Origin of the sequence: Nonlabens dokdonensis, from assembly GCF_002162835.1 — a bacterium.
In the GTDB taxonomy this organism is placed as follows: domain Bacteria; phylum Bacteroidota; class Bacteroidia; order Flavobacteriales; family Flavobacteriaceae; genus Nonlabens; species Nonlabens dokdonensis_B.
Genome location: NZ_MAAX01000081.1, coordinates 1 through 4,959, shown reverse-complemented (window position 1 = coordinate 4,959; position 4,959 = coordinate 1). Strand labels below are relative to the sequence as shown.

Sequence of the window (4,959 nt, the reverse complement as noted above, 5' to 3'; positions counted from 1 at the left end):
CATAAATAAAATTTAACTTACCAGTCAAATTATTAAATTCAAATAACATCATTTTACCTAAGTCAGGAAAAACACCAGCAATAAGTTCATTATTTGGAGACGCTTGCATCGCACCATAATTATTAAAATTACCGTCTATTAAACTTAATCCGGTTTGTGATCTAACAGGTACATTAGACACTCCTGCTGGTGAGACTAGAAAAGAGCTGAAAGTACCGTTACCTTGACATATGACCCAGATATCTCTTCCATTTTCATGTTGAGCGGTGGTCATTTGCTGTCCTACTCTATTCAGTAATACCGTGTGGGCGCTATCTATTAAAATACCGCCTAATCCGTTATCTAGTGTCATGTCTACAATCACATAACTTAATCGCATCATTAATCCATCTTGAATGGTTACAAAGATGTAATATTGATTTTCATTTGCTGGATTACGTGTCACAACTTGCTGTGACTCTCTAAATGCATATTCTAAAGTAGGTGTATTTAACAGATTTTGATGAAATTTATTTTTAAAAACCCTTCCATCTGTATAAAATAATAGATTCCCAACGGAGTCATTTACCACAGCAATATTATCAGGACCTTCTATTTGACCAAATGCTATGCGTCTCTCAATTACATTGTCATCTAAAGAGGTCAACGTCCCACCATCAAAGTTAACACCTGCATATACTCCAAAGTACCAGTTGTCCCTTTCTGCCTGTCCCATTGTTTTAAAAACCACAAGAAACAGTAGAAGAGAAAATACATATGATATATTCAGATTGATCTTCATTGGTAATTAATTAATGTATCTCACACTTTTTATCATTTAATTAATACAATTTAGGTAAGGCGGCAACTAATTTTTATAAATTAATCTTAAAATTAATTGAAAGGCGCTGAGGTAATCATTTATGTAACTACAGGACGTCTTACGTTTTCAAATATGTAAATTTTAAGTTTTAAAAAGTCATTATCTTAATGCTTCGTAAGTCAAGTTCCATATTTCTTATCTAACAAAATCCATAAATATACTGCTATTCATTATATTGCTAGATTAAAATACGACTATGAAATTTGCCATCATTAGAGAGAGAAAGAATCCACCGGATAGAAGAGTGGTTTTTACTCCAGAGCAATTAAACCGTTTGAATCTCGCTTTCGCGAAAGCGGAATTTATAGTAGAATCCTCACCTATAAGAATTTTTACAGATGAGCAGTATGCCTCACATGGTATTACCGTTACAGATGATGTGTCTGATGCTGATGTACTCATAGGCGTGAAAGAAGTACCTAAAGACGCTTTGATACCTAATAAGAAATACTTTTTCTTTTCTCATACTATCAAAAAACAACCCTATAACCAGAAACTTCTGCGAGCCATTCTTGATAAAAAGATTGAGCTATATGATCATGAGACCATTGTAAAAAAGAATGGTGCTCGATTAATAGGATTTGGTAGATATGCTGGTATAGTAGGAGCTTATAACGGCTTTAGAGCACTAGGTTTAAGAGATGGTATCTTTGAACTTCCTAAAGTAGAAAGCTTGCCAGATTATCAGGCATTGCAATCTCAATTAAAACAAATTAAGGATAAACTACCTGCAATTCATATAGTAATGACAGGAAACGGTAAAGTTGCTGGTGGTATAAAAGAAATTCTAGATGTTTTAGAAATTAAACAATTAAAGCCTAAAGAATACCTGCAACTTGCCCAATTTCAAAATAAACAAACCACCTTTACCATTCTCGATGTAGAACATTATTACACTCGTAAAGATGGCTATAGACCTACTAAAACAGAGTGTTATAATAATCCTGAATTACTTGTTAGTGACTTTATGAAATATGCTCAAGTTACAGACATGCTTATAACCGGTCATTTTTATGGAAACGGTGCCCCTTATTTATTTACTAGAGAAGATGCAAAACATGAAGATTTTAAAATAAATCTAGTTGCAGATGTAAGTTGCGATATAGATGGCCCTATTGCGTCTACTCTCAGACCTAGTACTATTGAAGATCCTTTATATGGTTATGACGCTCAAGGCGAAAAAGAGGTCCCTTTCAAGACTCCTGGATCTATTACTGTCATGGCCGTAGATAATTTACCTTGTGAATTACCTAAGGATGCGAGTGAAGGTTTTGGTGAAATGTTTGAAAAGTCTGTAATTCCAGCTTTTTTTAATGGAGATAAAGATGGTATTCTAGAACGTGCACAAATGACAACAAGTGATGGTAACCTCACAGAAAGGTATACTTATTTACACGACTTTGTCTATGCTAACTAGCCTTAAGAAAAATTACAATATGACTACACATTTATTTAATAGTGTTAGATGTTATAGTATCCTGAGCATTATTATGTTGTGTAGCTTATCACTGCAAGCTCAATTTAATCCTAGCTTGATAGGTAATGCCTCATCAGTTGGGAACGATTGTTATCAAATTACACCTAATTTTAATAATCAGTCTGGTGCGATATGGTCTCCAGATCGCATAAACATGCGTCTCAATTTCATTATAGAATTTAGAATATTTCTAGGCACAAATGATGCAAATGGGGCAGATGGGCTCACTTTTGTAATGAAAAACTCTCCTAATCCAGTAATAGGTAATTTAGGTGGTGGAATGGGTTATGAAGGTATTTCAAATTCTTTTGCGATTGAATTTGATACATGGCAAAATGGTCAATTAGCAGATCCGTTTTTTGATCACATCGCAATGGTATCTGCAGGAGTTAATAACCATAATGCTGCTCAAAATCTTGCAGGACCTATTGTTGCTTCTCCTACATCAAACAATGTGGAAGATGGCATGGAGCACGATGTGAGAATTGAATGGGATGCCACGCTGCAAACCATGAGTATTTATTTTGATTGTAATTTAAGGTTAACTTATACAGGTGACTTAATTAATCAAGTATTTGCAGGAAGTACATTTTCTTATTTTGGATTCACTGGCTCAACTGGTGGCGCAGCAAATCTTCAACGCGTGTGTTTTGATTATATATCATTTGCAAATGATGTAGGTAGCTTAGATGATCAATCTATTTGTATAGGTGACACCGTATCAAATGTAGACGCAACTATAAATGGCGCTTCTAGTTATTTGTGGACGCCTGCTGTAGGAGTGAGCGACCCTAGTATTCCTAACCCAACTTTTACTCCTTTAACAACTACTACTTATAGTGTAAATATTACCAATAGATGTGGCGATGTAATTCAAGAAGATTTTACCATATCTGTAGGTTCAGAACCTACTGCAAATCCTGTGGCTAATTTTACTGTTTGTGATGATGCTACAAACGACGGGATTATTACTTATGACCTTTCACAATTAGATGCTACAGTTATAGGGAATCAAGATCCTAGATTGTTTACTGTTTCTTACTTTTCTTCTCAAATAGATGCAGATGCTGGAAATAATCCTTTACCTCAAAACTACTCAAATACACAATTATGTGAACGACTATATTCGCGAATAGAATCTGTTGCTAGTTCAAATTGTTATGCAACAACTGATTTTGAATTATGTGTATCTACTCAAGCCGTAGCAAATCCAGTAGCAGAGTACAGACTTTGTGATGATGTTTCAAATAATAATTCTGAAGTATTTGACCTGGTGTCTAGAAATCCTGAAGTACTGTTAGGACAATCTCCAGCCGATTTTAATATCGAATACTTTACTTCACAAGCAGAAGCAGATCAAGGAAGTGCCGGTGGAGCTACACCAGTTAATAATATGTACAGTAGCGGTGGACAGACCATGTATGTACGTATAGAAAATGTAGCAAACACAAATTGTTATGCCACGACCTTCTTCGACATCATTGTTGATGACCTTCCAGTAGCATCAACACCAGCTGATCTGGTAATTTGTGATGATATTTCTAATGATGGAACGGAAGACATAACTTTATCGCAGTTTGATACTGACGTTCTTAACGGACAGACCTCTCCTAATTTTGTGGTTTCTTACCATGCCACACAAGCTGATGCTGATAGCGGTACTCCTGAGTTAACAAGTCCTTTTACAATCACAACTGGAACGACTACTATTTTTGCAAGAATCGATAACAGTGATAATGAAACTTGTGCTAGTACTACTCCTATAAATATTGTACTTAATGAACAAGCAGTTGCAAATCCTGTTACCGAATATAGGATCTGTGACGATAGTACTAATGACGGCTTAGAAGATTTTGATTTGAGCACCGTAAATGCCGATGTTCTACTAGGTCAGAACCCTGCAAACTTCACCATTGAATACTTTACCTCACAAGCAGATGCTGATCTAGGAAGCGCTGGTGGCGCAACTCCTCTACCTACTATTTACAACAGCGGTTCTACAACACTATTTGTGAGAATAGAAACTAATTCTAACAGCAGTTGTTATGATACAGAGATGTTTGACATTTTTGTAGATCCATTGCCTAGAGCAGGAACTCCTACTGATATTATAGTATGTGATGATCCTTCAAATAATGGAACTGAAGACGTAGATCTTTCTCAGTTTGATATGACTATTTTAGACGGACAGACTAACCCTAGCTTTAATGTTACATATCACGCTTCTCAAGCAGATGCTGACAATAACGCTTCTCCATTAGCTAGCCCTTACACAGTAACTAGCAGCACGCCTAGTATTTTTGCTAGAGTTGATAATGCAGATAATGATACTTGTTACACTACAACAACATTCCGTTTTGTGATAAGTCCTACACCTACAGCAAACAGTGTTCAAAACATGATTACTTGTGACGATCCAGGAAACGATGGCTCAGAAATTTTTGATCTTACCATGGCAAATGCTCAGGTTCTAGGATCTCAAACAGCAAGCGATTTTACCATTACTTACCACACCACTTCAAATGGTGCAATGACAGGTATGGGAACAGATCAAATAACTAATGATACAGCTTACGCGAGTAGCACCACTACTCCAGAAACTATCTTTGTAAGAATAGAA

The 4,959-nt window shown here is 35.8% G+C and carries 2 protein-coding genes and 1 pseudogene; 2 read left to right on the top strand and 1 reads right to left on the bottom strand.

What is annotated here, in order from left to right; translation table 11 throughout:
• Positions 1–715 (bottom strand): annotated as a pseudogene (locus A9Q93_RS05120) (hypothetical protein); the annotation flags it as partial.
• A 343-nt stretch (positions 716–1,058) separates the two neighbouring features.
• Here A9Q93_RS05120 and A9Q93_RS05115 point away from each other — a divergent pair.
• The gene (locus A9Q93_RS05115; RefSeq protein WP_303686308.1) at positions 1,059–2,279 is read left to right on the top strand and encodes an NAD(P)-dependent oxidoreductase; all 1,221 of its coding nucleotides are present in this window, start codon (positions 1,059–1,061) and stop codon (positions 2,277–2,279) included.
• Between the two features lie 19 nt (positions 2,280–2,298).
• Positions 2,299–4,959: L-type lectin-domain containing protein (locus A9Q93_RS05110; RefSeq protein WP_303686307.1), on the top strand; the 2,661-nt coding region annotated here is incomplete at its 3' end.